The following is a 21,730-nucleotide window of genomic DNA, read 5'->3' on the forward strand; positions in this document are numbered from 1 at the left end:
TTGTGTAATCCCTTGCATGAAGGGAATGTTTCTGCTAGAGCCGCCGGCTTGAGCGTCGCATTATTATAATGGCGTACGAGATATTTATTGCCAGACCCCGGCTCTGTCATGTCGGAGAAGGTAGTTTCAGAAAGGTGCGGGTTGAGAAACCCCAGTGAGAGAGGCAGAAAAACATGGCCGTTCCTAAAAGAAAGACGTCGCCGTCCCGTCGTGGTATGCGTCGCAGCCATCTGGCATTGCGTACAGAAGCTTATGCTGAATGTTCAAACTGCGGTGAAGTAAAACGCCCTCATCATGTATGCAGTCACTGTGGTCATTATGATGGGCGTGAAGTCGTATCGAGCGAAGGGAAAGCTCTGAAAACGGCAGTACGCGCCTAAAAAAGGTCGCAATCCTGTCTGTATTGAGACAGGCAGGATAAAAGCTGTATAAAGGGTTGAGGACTGTGCTCATGAATGAGGTATCTGCTGTCGAGTTACAAACTGGCGCAGTTGACGAAAATCCCTCCTCATCACAGCCTTACACTCTTGCTGTTGATGCTATGGGAGGAGACTATGCTCCCGAGATTGTATTAGGCGGTCTCGAGATCATGGCTGTGCGTCATCCTGGTGTGCGGGTCCTTCTGATTGGTGACGAGACCATCCTCAATCAGGCGCTAGGTCGATATAAAAAAGCTGCATCAATTTGCGATGTCAGGCATGCTCCTGACAGTATTGCCATGGACATGAAGCCTACTGCTGCCTTGCGGGTGAGGCGCTCTTCTTTACGGATTGCTATGGATGCTGTAGCAAGCGGTGAAGCGCGTGGTGTTGTATCGGCAGGTAATAGCGGGGCTATGCTTGCTTTGGCCAAGATCGTCGTCAAGACACTTCCAGGTATTTCACGTCCTGCCATGGCCGCTGTACAACCCTCTGCGCGGGGGGATGTCATCATGCTTGACCTTGGGGCGAATATTGCCTGTGATGCACGCAACCTTGTAGAATTTGCAATTATGGGCGAGGCTCTTGCTCAGGCAGCTTTAGGATTGCGTGAGCCTTCTATCGGTTTGCTCAATGTAGGGGCGGAAGAACTTAAAGGCGATGAGAGGCTCAGAGAAGCCTCAGAGCGCCTGAAACAAAGTGTTTTGGCACCTAATTATTATGGGTTTGTTGAGGGTCACGATATTACAGCTGGCACAACTGATGTTGTCGTGACTGATGGTTTTACGGGCAATATTGCACTAAAAACAGGTGAAGGTGCTCTAAAGCTTGCCTTTGGTCTATTACGTTCAGTTTTTCAGACATCTTTTCTGACAAGGTTAGGATACCTCCTTGTACGTCCTGGATTGCGTCGTATGAGAGAGTGGATTGATCCGCGTCGTTATAATGGGGCGCTTTTTGTTGGGCTTAACGGGGTTGTCGTGAAATCACATGGTGGTGCTGACGCTGAGGGGTTCGCCTCGGCATTGGATGTTGCTGTTGATGCTGTATCAAGTGATATCAATCAGAAAATCCGGGCGAGACTGGAGCAAGTCGGAGCTGTAATAGTTTCCGAAAAAAGTGAAAAATAAACAGGGCAGACTCGTCATGAAAGAAGCCGTTAGCGCGGGAAATGCAAGACTAAGCGGTATAGGGGCTTATTTACCCCGTAATATCGTAACAAATGATGAGCTTGCTCAGAGAATTGACACTTCGGATGAGTGGATTCGTGCACGGACAGGTATCAGGCAACGTCATATCGCATCAGAAGATGAGAGCTGCGTTTTCATGGCAATGATGGCCGCTCGGGATGCTCTGAGCTTTGCCGGTCTTGAAGCTTCTGACATTGACGGTATCATCGTTGCGACTTCGACACCTGATCAGGTTTTCCCATCAGTTGCGGTGCGTGTTCAGGCAGCGCTTTCCATGGAGACTGGTTTTGGTTTTGACGTGAGTGCTGCTTGTTCTGGTTTTATCTATGCACTTTCAATGGGTAATTCTTTTATTAAATCAGGTCAGGCAAGGCGGCTTCTGGTTATTGGTGTAGAAGTTTTTTCCCGTCTGCTTGACTGGAATGACCGTACGACATGTGTGTTGTTTGGTGATGGTGCCGGGGCTGTTATCCTTGAGGCTGGAGCTCCGGCTGGGGAAGGGATTCTTTCGACGAAACTTCATTCAGATGGCCGTTTTGGAGATATTCTCTATGTTGATGGTGCTGTAGGGAAGCAGGCAGAGAAAGCGGTTCTTAAAATGAATGGCCGGGAAGTTTTCCGGCATGCCGTGACCCATCTCGCTGATGCTGTCGAAGAAGCACTTCATGATCAGGATTTAAGCGAATCTGATATAGACTGGCTCGTTCCGCATCAGGCCAATCAACGGATTATTGATGGTGTTGCCAAAAAGCTTAAACTGGGGCCGGATCAGGTTGTCATGACAGTTGACCGTCACGCCAATACGTCTGCTGCTTCAATTCCTCTGGCTTTGGCAGAGGCTGTTAAGGATGGCCGAATCAAAAAGAATGACCTTATTCTGATGGAAGCTCTAGGTGGCGGGTTGACCTGGGGTTCAGCCTTAGTGCGCTTATAATTATAAAAATTATTGTTATTAGCGGTTGACACTTACGTGAAGCATGCTAGCCATGTTTTATTATGAGTATTACGCGACATTCCCTAATTGAATTATTACAAAAGGATGTGGGCTTGAATCGTAATCAGGCTGCGTCTTTTCTTGAAAACATGTTTGAGACGGTCATAGAGGTGCTGTCTCAAGGAGAGACGCTGAAAATCAGCGGGTTTGGCACTTTTGGAACACGTAAAAAGGCAGCTCGTGTAGGACGCAACCCTAAAAATGGAAAAGAGGCTGTTATTACAGCGCGTTGCGTTCCTTTTTTTCGTCCTTCTCAGATACTGCGTGATAGAGTTAACAAAATTAGTTAGTAGGCAGGCTTTTTATCATGAGCGAATCTTCTGCTCCCGTACAGAATGAACGGACTTATTCTCTTTCAGAAGTAGCAGAAGGGTTGGGGGTTCCGACCTATCGTTTGCGTTCGTGGGAAAATTTCTATCCTGTTTTTAAGTCTGTTCGTTCTGAAAACGGTCAGCCATGTTATACAGAAAATGATATTGCCGTTATTAAGCGTATTGCGGAGCTTCTCTATAAAGAGGGGCGTAAAAGTCATGAAATCATGCCGATTTTGCGTGAAGAATTAGGACATATTACGACTGAATCAATCTTTAAACCTGGTGATAAGGCCCAGATAACAGAGGAGCTGGCCAAGGAAAATGAGCGGCTTCGTCATGAAATCGAGGCACTTAAGCAAAAAATTGAAGAAGTAGATCAGCATCAGAAAGCCGTCGAAACAGAGCTATCAGAGACAGTATCTATTTTGGGTCAGGAAAATGCGCATCTTCAGGTTAAAGTCAATGAAGGGCAGAAATTGCAGGATCTATTGAGCCAGGCTGAAGAGAAAATAAATCGTCTGAATGATGATTTAGGTTATGCGCATGAAGTGCATGCTCATGATGAGGAACGGATTGCTCACTATCAGACGGTAGAGGCGGAAAATGAGCAGCTTAAGCAGGAAGTCCAGAGTCTGATGGCTCACAAGGACCAGAAAAGAGCTATTGCACAGGATCAGGAAATTGAGAGATTGCGTCTGGGCTTTAAGATGATTGTGACTGAGCTTGAAGGACTCAAAAAAGTTTTTATTTCTGCTTAGAAAATCTTTTAAGGTTCTTGCAGCCCTGCCCAGAGGCTGCTAAAGAACTCTCACCGCAGGACGGGCAGTAGCGCAGCCTGGTAGCGCATCAGTCTGGGGGACTGGGGGTCGTGGGTTCGAATCCCGCCTGCCCGACCAGTTCTGCGGTTTTTCCTTAATTTATTAATGCTTTAACTTATGTCCTACATTTTCTCTTGTGGCACCGTTGGTCCATAAGGACCAGAAGAGGTGTAGAGAGGCCATAATTGCTGGGCCAAGAAATAGCCCTAAAATCCCCCATATTTCAGCTCCCCCCAGAATTCCTAACAAGACCCAGAGGAAAGGCATCTTTGTACTGCCACCAATCAAGGCAGGGCGGATAAAGTGATCGGCCAAGAATAATACAATGGCACCGATAACCCAGACGATTATCGCTGAAATCATGGACCCTTGGGCTATAATCAGTAACGCTACAATCGTAATAGCTACCCAGCCAAGAAAAGGGATCATGGCACAGACGGCTGTAATCAGACCAAAAATCAAGGGTTGGGGAGCATCGGCAATAACGTAGGCTATGCCCATGATTGTGCCTTCTCCTAAACCGACCAAAACAAGTCCTGCAAGGGTACCATGCACGGAAGAGACTATCTGTGCTGCAATGCTTTCCCCTTGGGAGCCGAAAATTCGCTGAGATGCCCGTAGGCATTGTTTGATAACGCTATTGCCATCTTTCAGGAGGAAAAAAAGCGTTAAAAGAGAAAAAACAAATAACACGGAGCGGTGGGCAAGCTGCGAACCGACCTCGCGGGTAAATTGTAAACTGTGACCAAGATTCAAAGAATGAAAGAATTCCTTGATTTTATCTGGTTGTGAAAGGTTTTTCTCCCACCAGTTATGTGCCTGGGTAGCGCCAAATGGAAGCCTGTCAATAATGCCTGGCATCGGAAGACCCGTGTCGCGTATATGTTCAACCCATTTCAGTGCGTTTTGGACTTCATCAACGAGTTTAAAGCCGATAAATGTGACAGGAATCAGAAAAATCAGGGCTAAAACCGTTGTAAATATCAGAGGAAGCCATAAGGTCACGCCGATTTTTTTCTCGACCTTATAATAAAGCGGCCAAAGGGAAATGGCGAAAATTCCACCCCATAAAAGCGCTGGGAGAAAGCTCTTAATGGTATAAAGCCCAGCAAGAAGGAAACAGAGGCCTAGGATCCCCCTCGCGCGTCTCTGTATGCGCACAGGAGGTTGGGGGATTTCCACCTTTTGATTGACAAGGGAATCGATACGATCTGAGGGATCGGAATTGTCAGGCATGATGTGTCACTCTGAGAAAAGAAATGAAAAAGAGGGCCAAATGATTTTAGGCATTGTGACTATTCAAAGCATGGCGAAGTATGGATGCATCCTCATCCTGAAATAATTTATGACGTAGAAATAAGTCTATGAGAACGAGGTTAACATTAAACTTAAATGAATCACTGTTGCGTACAGTGTCAAATACCTTCTTTAAAGGCCAAAGCTGAAATGTTTCAACTTCGCCATCAGCCGCTACAGGTTTGAAATCTTGTGGCAGATATAAATCAAAGCAGTGAAGTAAGTCACGTCTTAATCCCTCTGATCTGTTCATGGCATAACGGATAGTGCCGGTTTTTTCGGCTTTGGCGGAGAGCGAGGGGGGGATGGAGGCTTCTTCCTGTGCTTCTTTCTGTAATGTTTCTTCCGGGGTAAGACCGCTGCTCATACCACCAGCAACGATATGGTCCAGTTTGCCTGGATCAAGCCTTTTATGGAGGCTACGTTTTCCTACCCAGAGAAAAATCTTCTCTTCATTAAGGACAAGACCATTCATATGAACGCCTTGAGCTTCCAGTCCAAAAGAAGGAATGAGCGCTCTGTCAACCTGTCCGATCACATTGCCTGAAGGCGTACGAACATCGAAAAGTTCATTAAAGGGGAGATAATGTTTTTTTAGTTTAAGCGTGTCACTAATAGTTAAAAAGGCAGAGCCGTCTTCTAGTAATATGGAATCATGCTTGATCTCAATGAAATCAGCGAAGGATTTGTCTTTCAGGAGTTCTATAAAAACAGGGTCACAATACCCTATTAAATCCTGTTGGATATAAAGAGGATAGCGATCACCTGGAAGGCAGGCATTATGACATTGCGCTATATGGCGAAGGAAAGGGCGGGCTTGTTCGGAAATTCGATGAGGCATGACACTTATGATCTCAGATTGAAAAAATGATAAAAAAACTTCGTATGGCCGATGCTTGAATGATTAACAGGACGAACCAGTTTGCAACAATTTCCTACCAAAGATATGTTACGGTTGCTTTTCCCAGGGCAATGGAAACGGGAAGTAGCACAGCTCAGTCTAGCACTGATTTTACTTTTTCTCGAGAGCGGGACGTCAGTTGCAACACCGTGGCTTTTCAGTCGTATGGTGGCAGAGCTTTCCAGCTCTGAGCGTGCGCTTTCAGCCTTTGTGCTGCTGATTGCTCAATATGGTTTCATCTCTTTTTTACATGGAGTGCTTTCTCCTGTCCGTGACATGCTTGTGGCTCCTGTAAGATTCAGGCTTAAAAGACGCGTCGCGGTAATTGGAGTGCGGCAAATTCACAGACAGAGCGCGCGTTTCCATGCAAGTCGACAGACAGGGGCATTAACCCGTGTGCTTGATAGAGGCGCAGATGCTGTCAGTTCTATTCTTGACCTCCTTTTTTCTAATGTGTTGCCTAATATTGTCAGTCTTGTTTTAACATTTGCGGTGATTTTACAGGTTTTTAGCCTGTCTTATATTCTCCTTCTGATAGCGGCATTAATCTTATATGCCTTTATTTCTTTTCTTTTTACAAAATGGCGTATGCAAGCGCGCCGGGATAAAAACAGATTAAATAGCTTGGCGCATCATCATCTTGTTGATAGCCTTCTTAATGCAGAGATGGTCCGCTCTTTTGGAAACCAGGAGTATGAAGTCAGCACTCATGATGCCATTTGTAAAAAATTGCAAAAGGCTGAGTTGCGACTTCAGAACCTTATTAATGGTTCTCAGCTGGCAAGAAATAGTCTGATTGCTATAACAAGCACGGCCCTCCTGGCATGGGCGGGTTGGGATATTGAACGCGGTATTTTGAATGTTGCCCAGTTTGTACTGATCGGTACATATCTCAGGACAGTTTATAGCTCGGTCGGGTCGTTGAATTATGTCGGGGCAGGGTGGCGCAATGCCCGTGTCGATCTTGAGAATTATCTCGAGCTTATGGCTCTGAAACCTGAAATTAAAGAAACAGCTGACCCCACTATCTTACCGGTCAATTTTAAAAAGGCAGGAGGATTATCTGTTCGTTGCCGGAATGTAAGTTTCTCCTATCATGAAGACAGGCCGATCTTGAAGAATATCAGTTTTGATATTCCAGCGGGCACGACACTCGCTGTTGTTGGCCATACAGGTTCTGGTAAATCAACATTAGGACGTCTTTTGACACGCTCATATGATCCAACCAGAGGAATGATCAGCTTTGATGAGGTGGATTATAGAAATCTTGCCTTAGGTAATCTGCATGCCCTTTTAGGGATTGTTCCGCAGGACACGCTGCTTTTTAACAGTTCCATAGGTGAAAATATTGCCTATGGACGCATTGATGCGACGGATCAGGAAATCAGAGAGGCTGCCCGGAAAGCACATATTGCCGGATTTATTGATACGCTCTCGGATGGTTATGACACGGTTGTTGGAGAAAGGGGGGTCAAGCTTTCAGGCGGCGAGAAACAGCGCGTTGCGATTGCCCGTGTCATTCTTAAAGACCCACGTTTTTTAATTCTGGACGAAGCCAGTAGCGCCCTTGATACAAAAACGGAATTAGCAATCCAGCACGAATTAAAGGCACTTTCTTCTCATAGGACAACGTTTATCATTGCTCACAGACTCTCCACCATTCAGGATGCCGACCAGATTATAGTCATGGATCAAGGGGAGATTAAAGAGCGGGGGACACATGATGAGCTTCTGGCAAAAGGCGGGCTTTATAGGGAATTATGGGAGGTACAGTCAGTTCAGAAATAGTAAAGGATGAAAGGATAGTCATTTCAATAATCTGGTCAGTAATCAGGATTTTATCCTCAGAAAGTGCATTCAAAGCTATGTAAAAAACAGTTCAGCTTTGTTTTGCCTGAAGAATGGCTTGAAAGGACTTGACCTTTTCTCCGATCTACGTCATAAGCCGCGAGATATTGATTTTAGGAATACGTCGGGTTTTGGCCCTGCGTTTCACAGCATCGAGGAAATTCTATGTCTCGCCGTTGCCATGTCACGGGCAAAGGAGTGCTGACGGGCAACAACGTCAGCCATGCCAACAACAAAACCCGCCGTCGCTTTCTTCCTAACCTTCAGGAAACGACACTTCTTTCAGATATTCTCGGAACGCCTGTTCGTATGCGCGTAACCACAAATGGTCTGCGCACGATCGAGCATAATGGTGGGTTGGATTCTTTCCTTCTCAATACAGCTGACCGCAAGCTTCCTCCTGAAGCGCAGGTGATTAAGCGCCGTATTCTGAAAGCTCAGGAACGCAAGGCTGCTTCCTGAATTTTAAAAGCTCCCTGCTGCATTAAAATATGCAGAGTTACCCGATGATCCCTGTCGGGAAAATGAGTTTTAATTGATTAAATAAACAGGGGTTTCAAGAAGGTGTTTCAGTCAAGGCTGGAGCGCCTTTCCCTGCATTTTGGAGATTCCCGTGACCGACGATACCGTCCAGGGCGCGAAGACCGCTCTCTCGAAGATCCGTAATATTGGTATTACAGCGCATATTGATGCGGGTAAAACAACAACGACTGAGCGTATTCTGTACTATACCGGCATGTCCCATCGTATCGGTGAAGTGCATGATGGTAACACCACAACAGACTATATGGCTCAGGAACGTGAGCGTGGTATCACCATCACCTCTGCTGCGGTGACATGTGTATGGAATGACCATCGCATCAACATCATCGACACCCCAGGCCATATCGACTTCAATATTGAAGTGAACCGCTCTCTTCGCGTGCTTGACGGTGCGATCTTCGTTATCGAAGGTGTGGCTGGTGTGCAGCCTCAGTCTGAAACCAACTGGCGCCTGGCAGATCGTTATAACGTCCCACGTATCATCTTCATCAACAAGCTTGATCGTACAGGGGCTGACTTCTACTACGCATTTGACACTCTGAAAGAGAAGCTCGATATCGTTGCTGTGCCTCTTCAGCTTCCGATCGGTGCTGAAGATAATTTCGTCGGTGTTGTGGACCTCGTCGAAATGCGCGCCATCGTCTGGGAAGGCGGTGAGCTGGGTGCGAAGTTCCGTTATGAGGAAATTCCTGCTGAACTTCAGGAACGCGCTGCTGAAGCCCGTCAGAACCTTCTTGATATCGCCTTGTCAGTTGATGAAAAGGCAATGGAAGAGTATTTCGAGAAGGGTGAAGTTGATATCGCCACTCTGAAACGCTGCATCAAAAAAGGGACAATTTCAGGCGAGTTCCGTCCGGTCCTTTGCGGAACGGCTTTCAAGAACAAAGGTGTTCAGCCTCTGCTTGACGCTGTTATTGATTATCTTCCTGCTCCTGATGAGGTTGAGGGTATTCGTATTGCTCCGCCAGAAGATGAAGAGGTTGATGAAAGCTTCCTGCCAATTATCCCTGTTGATCCAGAGGGTAAATTTGCTGGTCTTGCATTCAAGATCATCTCTGACAAGTATGGCACTCTGACCTTCGTTCGTGTTTATCGTGGTGTTCTCAATTCTGGAGACACTGTGTTGAATACAACAAAAGGCACGAAAGAGCGTGTCGGCCGTATGTTCCAGATGCACGCTGATAAGCGTCAGGAAGTCAAATCTGTTGGTGCTGGTGACATTGCTGCATTCGTCGGTCTGAAAGACACTGTTACAGGTGACACACTGGCTGATCCTGCCGATCCGGTTATCCTGGAGCGTATGCAGTTCCCTGTGCCTGTTATTGATATCTCCGTTGAGCCTAAAACAAAGGACGCGGTTGAGAAGATGACACTGGCTCTTCAGAAGCTGACAGCAGAAGATCCTTCTCTGCATCTGCGTACGGATCAGGAAACAGGTCAGACCATTCTTTCTGGTATGGGTGAGCTGCATCTTGACATCATCATCGACCGTCTGCGCCGTGAATATGGTGTTGAAGCTGATGTTGGTGCCCCTCAGGTGGCTTATCGTGAAACGATTACCCAGGAACACACAGAGACTTATACCCACAAGAAACAGTCTGGTGGTTCTGGTCAGTTCGCTGAAGTGACGATCAAGTTTGAGCCTTCTGGCAAGAAAGATGAGATTATCTTTGAGAACAAGATCGTTGGTGGTGCTGTTCCTAAAGAATATATCCCTGCTGTTGAAAAAGGGATCCGTAATCAGTCTTCTACCGGTGTTCTCGCTGGCTTTGAAACGGTTGACTTCAAATTTACCCTTCTCGATGGTAAATATCACGATGTTGACTCATCAGCTCTGGCCTTCGAAATCGCAGCGAAAGCCTGCTTCCGCGAAGGTATGAAGAAAGCTGGCCCAGTCATTCTTGAGCCTATCATGGATGTTGAAATCACCACACCAAACGATCACGTTGGTGACGTTGTGGGCGATCTTAACCGCCGCCGCGGTATCATCCAGAATCAGGAAACAGCTGGTTCGACCGTTCTGATCCGCGCTCAGGTGCCACTGAAAGAAATGTTTGGTTACATTTCTCACCTGCGTTCTGCAACAAAGGGACGTGCTTCCTTTACGATGCAGTTCCACCATTATGATCCCGTGCCTCGTAACGTGGCTGAAGAGATCATGGCAGCACGTAGCTAATACGTTCTACCAAGATTGAATTGTGATGTTAGGAAAGCCCCTGTCAGAAATGATGGGGGTTTTTCATGTCTGGTCTGTGAGAGTGCGGATTTTTATCTTTATGGTTTCTCCTATATAGCGACGCACAGAGTCACGCAGGTGCAGAAAGACGCTCCTTCTCAGAGATCCTCAGGAAATGATTCTCAAATTTTGCCGAGTTCTCAATGGGGTAATATTCCGGGGAAATAAATCTTTCCAGACCTCCTGCTATAGTCAGAAAGCCAAGCACAATCAGGGAAATTCTTATAATTGTTCTCTGTATCCAGAACTTATCCGCTAAAGTGAGATCGGGGATAAAATGGAAGGCCATTTCGATTTTTCCGGGTGAAGCCATAAGGGAAAAGGCCGATGTCACATTTTGTAATGCCATAAACCATAAACCATTCAGAGCCAGAGACTGTGCGATACTGGACTGTGTTGCAGCAAGCATGGCATTGGCACCACTATTAGATCCGGTTATGAAACCACCAAGAGCAGCAATGAAAGGAGCGGCAATACTATAAGAAGGACCAATTCCTGCCAGAGATTGGGCAAGATAAGAGGCCATCCCAGATGCGGACATTAAAACACCCAGGATAATAAATAGGGCTGTTACGGGAGCTGTTTGCAACCAGCATCTGGCCGTATGTTTTATCGGCCCGATGGGAGGAAATCCCTTTGCATAAAAAATGGCTGCAATAAAGAGCCATAAGCCCGGGGATGCAAGAAAAGACCAGTTATTTGATAGTCCTGCAGATTTGATGCTCCATTCTGTTATTAAAATTCCAGTAAAGAGAACGGCATAACTATAGAGAGCTTTTTGTCCATTAGCTTCAAGTTTCATGCTATTGCGTTTTTTCCCGAGGAAAAGATAGCCGGTGATGATACAGAGGGTAGAGACCGCCCCAGCCAATGCAGTTCCCAGAAAAATATTGGCCACTATAATGAGTAATGTAAAAATCAGGCCAGACACGAAACCATAAAAAACGTTCCGTAAACGGTTTCTCCCTGAACTCCCCAACCATGCTGCGGCCATACCAGTAATTGTAAATGGAATAAAGCTGACAACACCAGAAGCAATTCCAAGATCATAAAAAGGAATGTGTGCCATTGTGGCGGCTATTAATGTGCCTGGCCCCATCGATCCCCAGGGAACCGCACAAAGCCCCAGAAGACCTATGACAGCTACTTTTCTTGCTGGTAATTTTAAGTGTACGAGCAATGGTATGCCGATTGTGATTCCAATTCCAAAACCTGTTACAGATTCAGCGAAAGGAGTGATCCCATGTACAATGATCAAAATAGCTCCAATATTATTCCCAACTCTTGCACTGATCCATTTTGCTAAAGCAGTCTGAGCCTGATCATGTTGGAGAAGGGTGGAAAGAAGTAGACCACCAGCGATGATAGCCATAACTTCCATCAGCACCGGAAGCCACAGTGCTGTAACAGTGCCAGGCTGTGAAATGGGAAACGCATAAGAAATGGCAGGAATGGCCGTTATAACGCCTGCTAAGGCAGCGTATAAGGGTTTTACTCTTATGCTAAGAGCCAGAAGAGGGGTCAGAAGAGGCAAAACGCTGAGGAATAACTTCATATCAGGCGATTCTTTCATATTCGAAAGAAAAATTTCTAATATGAAAAATAAAATTGGAGAAGATGAATTGGATAAAAAAATTGAAAAAGATGATATTTATTTCGGGCAGGCAATGCGCCTTCGCAGGACACGTTTAGGGATAACGCTGGAACAGCTTTCTGAGGTTACGCACATCTCGATGGCTGTTTTATCACGTGTAGAACGCGGACATCATAGTCCAACCCTGCGGAACGCACTGGCAATTTCAAAAGGACTGGGATGCGATCTTATGGAACTGGTACAAACCAATCCTGTAGAAATCGTGAGAGCTGGTGAGAATCTACGCTTTTTAGATAAAGAGACCCATATTGAACGAATAACGATAGCCAGACCTGACCCACATACTGAACTCCTCCATTACATTGTGCCAAGCGCAATGAAATCCCGGCATTTTGCAGCTCATGAAGCTGGAAGTCGTGAAGTGTTTTATATTCTGGAAGGCTCTCTTATTATCCATACCTCTCAGCAGACAATATATTTATCACGAGGTGATACAGCTATTATCCGTGTGGATATGGAACATTGGTTCGAAAATACTGGCAAAGAGCCAGCTCATGTCATCCTCGCTGTTTTAGGAGGAAATTTATAAAAGCAGGCTGATAATCTTCCTTCGTTACTTTTATTAGCCTGTAAATACTGTTTCCAGACAGGATTGATTTTTAACGGTTGATAAGCTCTATTTCTTGTGGTGATGGATTTCCACCAAGCGTAATGCTGAACTGCCTTGCTCGGATTTTGGGATTGGGCTGATGATTCCTGATGATCGTTATGCGTGAAAGCCAGACGGGAGGGATGTAGTGCTGAAAAAAACTCATGATCTGTTTCTGCAGAGGAAGGGGATAAAGGATTTTGCCCTCTGGTTAGTGGCTCTCCTTTGTCTTTCTGGCATCGTAGGCAGTTTTTGTGCTCTCTTTCTCTGGTGTCTGGAGAAAGTGACTATTCTGAGGTTTTCATATCCATATCTGCTTTATGGTCTGCCCATTGCTGGGGGCATCATAGGTATCCTCTATGCCCGAATTGGTGGCACTTCAGAGCGCGGAAATAATCTTCTTCTTGATGAAATTCATGCGCCTGATAAAGGAGTGCCTTTGCGTATGGCTCCCCTTGTCTTTACAGGCACAATAACTAGCCATTTATTTGGAGCTTCTGTCGGGCGGGAAGGAACAGCCCTTCAGATAGGGGGAACTATTGCCGATGCTTTGGCCCGTTTATTCAGATTTACACCGGAATTAAGACGCCTTTATCTCATTGCCGGCCTTGCAGCGGGTTTCGGGGCTGTGTTTGGGACCCCCATAGCAGGGGCAGTCTTTGCATTAGAGGTGCTTTCCATCGGGAAGCTGGATTACAGTGCTTTATTTCCTTGTCTTCTGACATCGCTTATGGCTGATTGGGTCTGTCAGGCCTGGGGGATCCATCATACAGTCTATCATGCCATGTTTGACTCTATAGGGTTACAGGTGGGGAGCTATTATGCCGTTAGGCCATTATTGATGGCCAAGGTTTGTCTGGCTGCTATTATTTTTGGCCTGGTTGGTAAAATTTTTGCTGAGAGCGTTTCTTATTTCACATCGTTACTGAAGAAATATTTTCCCTCAGACTGGGGACGCCCCTTTATGGGAGGGGTTATGACAATTCTGCTTGTCTGGCTTTTGGGAACGCGGGATTATTTAGGTTTGGGGATTATGGCGCCTGAAATGAATGGTGCATCTCTGATAAATTTCTTTTCTTCAGCGCATTATGAGTGGGCATGGTTATTCAAGTTTCTTTTTACCATTATTGCCCTTTCTAGTGGTTTTAAGGGGGGAGAAGTCACACCACTCTTTTTTATCGGGGCTGGTCTTGGGAATGCTCTGGCATCTGTTCTGAATATGCCACCAGATCTTTTGGCAGCAATTGGTTTTATTTCCGTCTTTGCTTCAGCATCCAATACGCCTCTTGCCTGTACTTTTATGGGGGTAGAACTTTTTGGCAGCGCGGGCCTGATCTACTATGCCCTCGGCTGTTGGTTAGCCTATCTTTTCTCGGGCCATAGAGGGATTTATGCGGCACAGAAAGTTATAACGCCCAAGAGTTTTCTCCATAGACGCCTCTAAAAGCCCTCTTTAAAGTGACTTTTTTTAAGAATGAGTTATTGGAAGCAGAGTTCGTGCCAGATAAGCTTGCTTTAGAAGCGAAGTGCGATTTTCGACAATTTAAAAGAGGTATCATTGCCTGTATGCCCACAATTCTGGGCTATTGGTGTATTGGTTTTGCCTGTGGGGCGATTGGCATCATCAGTGGGTTTAGCCTGCCTTCCGAGATGGCCTTGACGATGTTGCTCTATGCAGGAGGGGCGCAGTTTCTTTTTTATTCGCTCTGGCTTGCAGGAGCTGAAACTATGGCCATTCTTACAGGGGTTTTTCTGATTAATGTAAGGTACGTTCTAATGAGTTCTTATCTTGCAGGGTTTTGTAAAGGGGCATCATTTTTTGAACGTTTTATTCATGGCGCTTTATTAACGGATGAAACTTTTGGCGTTGCCGTGCATCAGGCCAGAGAGAAGGGGGCGCTTAATTTTTGGTGGTTTTTCGGGCTTAATTTTTCTGCCTACCTGAATTGGTGCATCGCCAATCTGATGGGGTGCTTCTTTGCCAAGGTCATCCCAGTTCAGCTATCACATGGTCTTATGTTCAGTCTGACAGCCATGTTTATTGGTCTCCTGACACTTAATTATTTTGGAAGTAGTTACAAGAAATATGAAATTATGGCTGTTATATTGTCCTGCGCTATTTTTTGCCTAGGACTGTTTGTGTTTGATGCCAATATCTCACTTTTATGTGCAACTTTGATTGCAACGACTTTGACGACTTATGCCTTTATGAGAAAGAAGCGGGGTAGCGTCCTATCATGAACGGGCATCTTTTTGCTGTAATTCTTCTTTGTAGTCTGGTGAGTTTTCTTTTAAGAGCTGTGCCGATATTGGCATTTGCAAATCGTAATTATTCACCATTAGTACAAAATTGGCTGAGTTTTATTCCCTCAGCTATTATTTCTGCCATTATCACAAGTGAAGTCATTCAGCATTTTCAAAATAATGCTGAAGCGATTTCTATGATAACAGCGACAATTATTTCTTTTATCGTCTGTTTCGTAAGTCGTAGCCTGTTTCTGACTGTTATTGTCGGAATGGGTGTTTATTTTCTGATCTGGTCTTTTTTCTAAATAAAATACCCCGCATGCTGTTTGAACAAATATGCGGGGTATTTTACTTTATCCGAAAGAGTGATTGGCGTGCATGATTGCTACGCCAACTTCGCGTAGAAGGTCAAAACATTGCTGAAGGGGACGGAAAATATTTTCATGCTCACGGGCAAAACCCTGCGCAATAGCGGCATCCCCTTTTTCACCAAAATCCAGATCAGCGATGCTAGGCTCAGTGACAGGGAAGAGGTCTTCAAGCAACCTTAAGGCACGTGGGATATTCAGACAGAGGATCAGTGTCGTGATTGCCTCTCTGGTCAGGGAGCCACGAGGACCAAAATAGGGAATCTGGGTTGAAAGCAGCCATATTCTTTCAATCAAGGCGAACCGGATTGCATGAAGAAGTTTTTCTTCTGTCGCCATGGAAGGGGCGTCAGGCCAGCTGGAGAGAAGGTCAATATGTTCGCGCTGGATATTGCGGAACATGGCAGGAACGCTTTTCCAGAATTCGAGGTCTTCAAGTCCTTGGGCGATTTGAATAAAACGTGCTCGTTCATCATCCTGTTTACTTTGGGCTGCACGGTCAAGCCATGTGCCTGGATCAAGGAAATGGACGGTCTCACGCAGAATTTCAATATCGGAATGGGCTAAAGCCTGTGAGGCAAAATCCATAAGTTGACTGAAACGCGGTGAGTCTTTTCTGAGTAGTTCAAATGTCTCCTGATTACGGTTTATGGCAGTACCCAGGCCATGCAGGATGTTGGCCCACCAACCGAGCTGCTGCAAAATAGCGTTATTAGGAATAGCCCTGATCTGGCTAGGATGTGTGATACGCGTCACACGAGCTGTGTCACTCTGGCGTGCTGAAGGACGAGAGCCGGTCTTATCAATGAGTGAGAGACCAAAGGCACTTAAGAGGGCTGTATAGCCTGGATTATTGACAAGATCTCCCATTTTGAGGGCGATTGTTGCAAAGAAATCCAGGTGAAAATTAGGGTGTTTGTAAAGGGGATCCTGCTCTGCGGTAAGGGAGGCTGGGTCAAGATGCGACGCAATCTGCTCAGCCATAATGGTAATTGTTGAGGTCGCTAATGCCTGGCTTCCGAAAAGAGTATAGCCATCTGCTCCCTGAAAGGCTGTTTCGAACCGACAGGGGAGGTCGGCTTCATGCAGGGCTTTATATGTACGTGAGGGAGAGAAATAATCCAGACGTTTTCTGAAGCTGAAAGGATGCGCACCACGCCCAATACTTTCTCCATGTGTGTCAAACATGGTCAGGGCGACATCTTCAAGTTCATATTCCTTGAGGAGGGCAATCGCTTTCAGGCGTAGTCTTTCGACTAGTGTACCGGCAGCAAGCTGTCCTACATATCGACCAGAATCGGAATAACCAAATTGTAGGGAAAGGCGTCCATTGGTTTTGAGATAGCTGCGCCAATGCTTGGAACGCATTGCTTCACGTAAGATCGTTTCACCATTTTCCAGAGCGCTTTCTGTTTCAAAGAGAGGTGAGATCTCAATCTGTTCGTCTTTAATCCCAAAAAGACGGGCAAGCCATAATGTTGCAAGCAGAGTATATCCACTTTCAGTTTCAGCAATCAGAAAACGGATTGGCGTGCCTGAATCAATATGCTTAAGGATTTGCGCCATGGTCATCATCAGACGTGCTGCAGCACTGGGTTCTATGAGTAGACTACCGAAACTGACTGAAAGCGGTTTTAGCTCATCCATTGCCTGGTCAATACGTGAGAGAAGTACGCGGCGGTGAGCAGGCAGAGTTGGGTCGTCCGTCAGGCCGAGGCGTGTGCGGGCAATGTTATAAATCTGTGCGGCATTAAGACGTGTATGAATGTGGGAAATGCCCAGACCATGGGCCATAAAGCCTGTGCGTGCAACATCGAGGGCAAGCTGTTTTTCAGAATCAAGGGTTGCTCTGGCCTGCTCAAAAAGAGGATCAACTTCATCAGCCCTGAGGATCGTCCCTTTTTCCAGAACAAGCATTCCCTGGGAGAAGCGAGCTGTCTGATTAGGGTCAGGCTGCTGTCCCTGTGAATTTTCAGGGCAGAGAGCATGCTGTTTTATGGTTGCTGCCAGGGCTGCTGAAATTTTCTGCCCGAGAGCTGTGTCTTGTATGGCAAGTTTTTTTAGTCCATCCTGTAGGCGCGATAACTGGATTATCTTGAGTTCAAGACGGATACGAAAAGTATCATGCCAGTTGATATCATTACGCCCATCTGTGTCAAACCCGACCCAGCTCGACAATACGATTGGAGTAGGATTGAAAATGGTTGCCTGCCCCCATTTTTCTGATGCTGCGCTAAAAATATATGCAGTGAGGCGGTCAAGAGCATCGCGACCACGTTTTATGGCGGTTACGGCTAAAGCCTGCTCCTCTTCCAATGTTGGAGGTGTAGTGCGGCGATGAGTGTCGAATGTTTCAGGTCTGAGACTGGGGTTCTCTGCACATGAAGCTAAAAGATCATAAATATCATTAGCTAACGCAAAGGTGGGGTGAGCAGTAAATACCCCTGCCATAAAGGGAGTGGACAGCGCCTCTGGATTTGGTGCTAATTCTACCAGACGTCTGGCAACAGCAGAAAGCTTATTTTCCTGAGTGGTTTCTGTTGCAGATTCCGGTAACTCAACATAGTCTCGAAGCGCACGGGCGCGTGATATAAAATTACGGTCTCGTAAAATATGGACCATTTCCTCAAGAAGATGAAAACCTTGTTCCGTGGTTGTTTTTTTCGTGAGCGCTGCTGTTAAATCTGATAAAGAATGATCCTCTTTTTCCAGAAGGTTCTGGAGGATATGAATCAATTCAGCAGCATTTGCTTCTGGCACGGCAACGCGGACAGTCATAAGGCTTGATCTCAATCAGGGTTGGTGATGAACAGATAAATATTTCACTATCAGTACTAAAATGCCGGCTATAATGCCAGTAGCAAAAACATGACGAGGTGGAATGTTTTTAGGAAGAGAGGTGAATAATGGCGTCTGGAAACGCTCCTAAAGAGACCGGCAGACGCTCGTACTCGTTCTGGGCAACGACGTTGCTTATTGGAATGGGAGTAGTCGCCGTAACAGCGAGCCTTCCTTTATGGAGGCGTCTTTATGGTCCTACACTTACACTTGATATCGTACAAGCTGGAAGTAGGGCTGGCGTTGTTGGCGGGATTGCAGACTGGTTCGCGGTGACGGCCCTTTTCCGTCATCCTCTAGGATTACCCATTCCTCATACGGCAATTCTGCCTCGTAAAAAAGAGCAGCTAGGAATTACATTAGGGCGTTTTGTCGCCGACCATTTTTTTTCAGATGAGGATGTTGCAGCGGTTCTTCATCGTTTTAATTTTGCCAAGACATTAGCAGAAACACTGGATAAGCCAGAGAATTTCAATTCAGTCTCACAGCAATTAAGGGTAAGTATCCCTGGGCTGTTGGAAAGCCTGAGCGATGGTCGCGGTGCCAGTTTTATGGCTCGTGTGCTGGATGTTTTTATAAAAAGAGAAGATATAGCACCCCTTTTATTGCGTGCCTGTCAGGCTATGGTGAAAAACGATATTCATCAGGAAGTTTTTTCATTCTTGCTTTCCCAGTTTCGCGCCATGGTTATGACGAAGGAGGCCGATTTACGCCATTTTGTTGAAACAAGGGTTAGGGAACAGGGGGGGAGGCTCGTTGGCTGGGCGATTGGGCATTCCGTTGCCAATCAGGTTCTGCTGGCGTTGAAGCTTGAGCTGGAACGTATTGACCCAATGAATTCTCAGTTAAGACAGGGCTTTACAGTCTGGATTAGAAATGAGCTTGAGGAAATAGAGCAGGATCCTGTCAGGGCAGAACGCGTTGTCCGCCGGTTAAGGCGTTTTTTCACCCATGAAAGTCTACGGCTATGGACCGGAAGTCTGTGGATCAGAGTTCGTGAAATGGTCGAAGAGGATAGTAGCAAAGATGATGGATGGAGTGCCCAGTCATTTGATGCTTTATTACGTCAGATGATCATGGCGCTCAAAGCCCAGGAAGGGTTAAGCTCCAAACTAAATCAGACGATAGAAGCTGTTATTCTTGGTTTTTTGCCTCGTATACGTAGTGAGATTGCTGATCTTATTCCTTCAGTTGTCAAAAACTGGGATGGGGCCACTTTATCAGATAAACTGGAAAATGGCGTCGGGCAGGATCTTGCCTTTATCCGGATTAACGGGACGATCGTAGGGTGTCTTATTGGGGCTGTTCTGGAGTTTCTTTTGAATCTGATAGGTCACATTTGAAATGTGATATGGTTATCAACAGTCATTGTGGCATCCTGAACATCTGGGAGACTCCGGTGGGGCATCTGGTTTGTTAGAGATTTTTCTTGACCTTGAGAAGTTTTTATCACATCACAGTGAGAAACTGTACCAAATATGTACTATATGATAAGCAGATTATAGAGGGACATTTTGCTTAGATTATCCAAGCTTGCTGATTATGCGGTTTTTATTCTCATTGCACTGGGGCGCATGGATGGTCTGGTCACAGCTTCCGCTTTATCTGAAAATACAGGAATTCCTGAACCGACAGTAGCGAAGTTGCTCAAGACTCTGACACTCCAGAAGATCCTTCAGTCCGTCCGCGGTGCACGTGGAGGGTATAGTTTTGTAAAGTCTCCTAGAGAAGTGTCAGTTGCACAGGTTGTTGAAGCAGTAGACGGCCCGATTATGTTGACGGCCTGCTGTGACGGCCATCCTTGTTCGCATGATGATAAATGTAATCTTTCTGGCCAATGGGATGTGATTAATATAGCCCTGCGTGAAGCTCTTGAAAAAGTCACGCTTGCTGATATGGCATCTTCAGGCAGAGTGCCTATCCACCCGGTAGATGGTGACGGTGAGAGTGCCAAAGCTGTATTATAGACTCTTGAGAGCGGGAGGGCAGAATGGCAGCCACAAATGAGACAAGAAAAACAGTGGAGACACTGGCCAACTCAACCTATGAATGGGGGTTTGAGACCGATATTGAAATGGATATCGCTCCCAAAGGGCTGAATGAAGACATTGTTAGGCTCATTTCGCGTAAAAAAAATGAGCCTGAGTGGATGTTAGAGTGGCGTCTGAAAGCTTTCGCTCTCTGGAAAACGATGGAAGAACCTCATTGGGCGAAGTTGCGTCATCCTGCTATTGACTATCAGGACGCCCATTATTTTGCTCAACCGAAAAAAGTACCAGGTCCTAAAAGTCTGGAAGAAGTAGATCCAGAGCTATTACGCACCTATGAAAAACTGGGTATCCCCCTGCATGAACAGGCACTGCTTGCTGGGGTTGAGGGCTCAGAAGCTTCCAAAACGCCCATAGCTGTCGATGCTGTCTTTGATAGTGTTTCTGTAGCGACGACATTCCGCAAGACCCTCCAGGAAGCAGGCGTGATTTTTTGCCCGATTTCAGAGGCGATTATCGAACATCCTGAACTGGTGCAGCGTTATCTCGGGCGTGTGGTGCCAATCGGGGATAATTTCTTTTCTGCCCTGAATTCAGCAGTATTTACCGATGGGTCGTTTGTCTATATTCCCAAAGGGGTACGCTGCCCCATGGAGCTTTCAACCTATTTTCGTATCAATGCCCGTAATACAGGTCAGTTCGAACGGACATTGATTATTGCCGAGGAAGGGGCTTACGTTTCCTATCTGGAAGGGTGTACAGCGCCGCAAAGGGATGAGAACCAGCTACATGCCGCAGTTGTCGAACTTGTTGCTATGGATGATGCTTCCATAAAATATTCTACCGTGCAAAACTGGTATCCCGGTGATGAAAATGGCAAGGGTGGCATTTACAACTTCGTGACAAAACGTGGCTTATGCCAAGGCGAGCGTTCGCGTATTTCCTGGACACAGGTCGAGACAGGTTCTGCCATTACGTGGAAATATCCTTCCTGTATTCTGGCTGGTAGAGGGTCTGTGGGAGAATTTTATTCTGTGGCTGTGACAAACAAGCATCAGCAGGCAGATACAGGGACGAAAATGATTCATCTTGCCCCTGATACAAAATCTACAATCATTGCTAAAACCATCTCAGCTGGTAAATCAGACAGTACATATCGTGGTCTGGTAAGAATGCAGCCTAAAGCTTCGAATGGGCGTAATTTTACACAATGTGACAGTCTGCTGATTGGCGATCAATGCGGAGCGCATACAGTACCTTATATTGAAAGCCGCAATATCAGTGCCCGTATTGAACATGAGGCTACAACCTCAAAAATTTCAGAAGATCAGCTCTTTTATTGTCGTTCCAGAGGTTTATCTGATGAAGAAGCTGTTGGATTGATTGTCAACGGCTTCTGCAGGGAGGTTCTGAAAGAGCTTCCGATGGAGTTCGCTGTGGAAGCGCAAAAATTGCTACAGATCAGCCTTGAAGGAAGTGTAGGGTAG

Annotated in this window: 19 protein-coding genes, 1 tRNA gene and 1 riboswitch; of the genes, 16 read left to right on the forward strand and 4 right to left on the reverse strand. The window is 46.1% G+C overall.

From position 1 onward, the window contains the following. Positions 1-173: 173 nt before the first annotated feature. The 6 genes from rpmF (at position 174) to AC3B6P_RS05835 (ending at position 3,813) form a co-directional block, all read left to right on the forward strand. Positions 174-380, forward strand: a complete 207-nt coding sequence (gene rpmF / locus AC3B6P_RS05810) for a 50S ribosomal protein L32 (protein WP_489805155.1) — start codon at positions 174-176, stop codon at positions 378-380. A 71-nt stretch (positions 381-451) separates the two neighbouring features. After that, complete coding sequence (plsX, locus tag AC3B6P_RS05815) at positions 452-1,549, forward strand: phosphate acyltransferase PlsX (RefSeq protein ID WP_489805156.1); 1,098 nt, start codon at positions 452-454, stop codon at positions 1,547-1,549. A 16-nt stretch (positions 1,550-1,565) separates the two neighbouring features. Beyond that, a complete protein-coding gene (locus AC3B6P_RS05820) occupies positions 1,566-2,543 on the forward strand; it encodes a beta-ketoacyl-ACP synthase III (protein WP_489805157.1) in 978 nt (325 codons plus the stop codon). A gap of 62 nt (positions 2,544-2,605) precedes the next feature. Then, positions 2,606-2,893, forward strand: a complete 288-nt coding sequence (locus AC3B6P_RS05825) for an HU family DNA-binding protein (protein WP_489805158.1) — start codon at positions 2,606-2,608, stop codon at positions 2,891-2,893. A 17-nt stretch (positions 2,894-2,910) separates the two neighbouring features. Continuing rightward, positions 2,911-3,675 carry a MerR family transcriptional regulator gene (locus AC3B6P_RS05830; protein WP_489805159.1) on the forward strand — a complete coding sequence of 255 codons (765 nt, stop codon included), beginning with the start codon at positions 2,911-2,913 and terminating at the stop codon, positions 3,673-3,675. A 61-nt stretch (positions 3,676-3,736) separates the two neighbouring features. Continuing rightward, positions 3,737-3,813, forward strand: a tRNA-Pro gene (locus AC3B6P_RS05835). Positions 3,814-3,837: 24 nt separating this feature from the next. Here AC3B6P_RS05835 and AC3B6P_RS05840 read toward each other — a convergent pair. Together AC3B6P_RS05840 and AC3B6P_RS05845 are read right to left on the reverse strand one after the other, a co-directional pair. Next, positions 3,838-4,971, reverse strand: a complete 1,134-nt coding sequence (locus AC3B6P_RS05840; protein ID WP_489805160.1) for an AI-2E family transporter — start codon at positions 4,969-4,971, stop codon at positions 3,838-3,840. Between the two features lie 46 nt (positions 4,972-5,017). Then, positions 5,018-5,872: an NUDIX hydrolase gene (locus tag AC3B6P_RS05845; protein ID WP_489805161.1), complete on the reverse strand. Its 855-nt coding sequence runs from the start codon at positions 5,870-5,872 to the stop codon at positions 5,018-5,020. Between the two features lie 81 nt (positions 5,873-5,953). Here AC3B6P_RS05845 and AC3B6P_RS05850 point away from each other — a divergent pair, with 81 nt between their 5' ends. The 3 genes from AC3B6P_RS05850 (at position 5,954) to fusA (ending at position 10,499) form a co-directional block, all read left to right on the forward strand. After that, entirely contained in the window at positions 5,954-7,720 is a 1,767-nt protein-coding gene (locus tag AC3B6P_RS05850) for an ATP-binding cassette domain-containing protein (protein ID WP_489805162.1), read from the forward strand. A gap of 225 nt (positions 7,721-7,945) precedes the next feature. Continuing rightward, positions 7,946-8,242 (forward strand): 50S ribosomal protein L28, encoded by a 297-nt coding sequence (gene rpmB, locus AC3B6P_RS05855; RefSeq protein ID WP_489805163.1) that lies wholly within the window; start codon positions 7,946-7,948, stop codon positions 8,240-8,242. Between the two features lie 151 nt (positions 8,243-8,393). After that, complete coding sequence (fusA, locus tag AC3B6P_RS05860; RefSeq protein WP_489805164.1) at positions 8,394-10,499, forward strand: elongation factor G; 2,106 nt, start codon at positions 8,394-8,396, stop codon at positions 10,497-10,499. A gap of 130 nt (positions 10,500-10,629) precedes the next feature. Here the strand turns inward: fusA and AC3B6P_RS05865 are convergent, their stop codons facing one another. Next, positions 10,630-12,114 carry an L-lactate permease gene (locus AC3B6P_RS05865; RefSeq protein ID WP_489805165.1) on the reverse strand — a complete coding sequence of 495 codons (1,485 nt, stop codon included), beginning with the start codon at positions 12,112-12,114 and terminating at the stop codon, positions 10,630-10,632. Positions 12,115-12,154: 40 nt separating this feature from the next. Between AC3B6P_RS05865 and AC3B6P_RS05870 the strand changes: the two genes are divergently transcribed. The 4 genes from AC3B6P_RS05870 (at position 12,155) to AC3B6P_RS05885 (ending at position 15,354) form a co-directional block, all read left to right on the forward strand. After that, the gene (locus AC3B6P_RS05870; protein ID WP_489805166.1) at positions 12,155-12,742 is read left to right on the forward strand and encodes a helix-turn-helix domain-containing protein; all 588 of its coding nucleotides are present in this window, start codon (positions 12,155-12,157) and stop codon (positions 12,740-12,742) included. 89 nt (positions 12,743-12,831) lie between these two features. Continuing rightward, positions 12,832-12,919: riboswitch (Fluoride riboswitch) on the forward strand. Between the two features lie 31 nt (positions 12,920-12,950). Then, positions 12,951-14,246, forward strand: coding sequence for a voltage-gated chloride channel family protein (locus AC3B6P_RS05875; protein ID WP_489805167.1), 1,296 nt, complete (start codon positions 12,951-12,953; stop codon positions 14,244-14,246). A 14-nt stretch (positions 14,247-14,260) separates the two neighbouring features. Further along, positions 14,261-15,043, forward strand: a complete 783-nt coding sequence (locus AC3B6P_RS05880; protein WP_489805168.1) for an AzlC family ABC transporter permease — start codon at positions 14,261-14,263, stop codon at positions 15,041-15,043. Continuing rightward, a complete protein-coding gene (locus AC3B6P_RS05885) occupies positions 15,040-15,354 on the forward strand; it encodes an AzlD domain-containing protein (RefSeq protein WP_489805169.1) in 315 nt (104 codons plus the stop codon). The genes AC3B6P_RS05880 and AC3B6P_RS05885 overlap by 4 nt, the downstream gene beginning before the upstream one ends. A 48-nt stretch (positions 15,355-15,402) precedes the next feature. Here the strand turns inward: AC3B6P_RS05885 and AC3B6P_RS05890 are convergent, their stop codons facing one another. Beyond that, positions 15,403-18,195, reverse strand: a complete 2,793-nt coding sequence (locus tag AC3B6P_RS05890; protein ID WP_489805170.1) for a phosphoenolpyruvate carboxylase — start codon at positions 18,193-18,195, stop codon at positions 15,403-15,405. A 128-nt stretch (positions 18,196-18,323) separates the two neighbouring features. Between AC3B6P_RS05890 and AC3B6P_RS05895 the strand changes: the two genes are divergently transcribed. The 3 genes from AC3B6P_RS05895 (at position 18,324) to sufB (ending at position 21,730) form a co-directional block, all read left to right on the forward strand. Further along, complete coding sequence (locus tag AC3B6P_RS05895) at positions 18,324-19,598, forward strand: DUF445 domain-containing protein (RefSeq protein ID WP_489805171.1); 1,275 nt, start codon at positions 18,324-18,326, stop codon at positions 19,596-19,598. A gap of 171 nt (positions 19,599-19,769) precedes the next feature. Further along, complete coding sequence (locus AC3B6P_RS05900) at positions 19,770-20,222, forward strand: SUF system Fe-S cluster assembly regulator (RefSeq protein ID WP_489805172.1); 453 nt, start codon at positions 19,770-19,772, stop codon at positions 20,220-20,222. 23 nt (positions 20,223-20,245) lie between these two features. Next, positions 20,246-21,730, forward strand: a complete 1,485-nt coding sequence (sufB, locus tag AC3B6P_RS05905) for a Fe-S cluster assembly protein SufB (RefSeq protein WP_489805173.1) — start codon at positions 20,246-20,248, stop codon at positions 21,728-21,730.

The sequence above is a fragment of the Aristophania sp. ESL1142 genome (assembly GCF_058107345.1).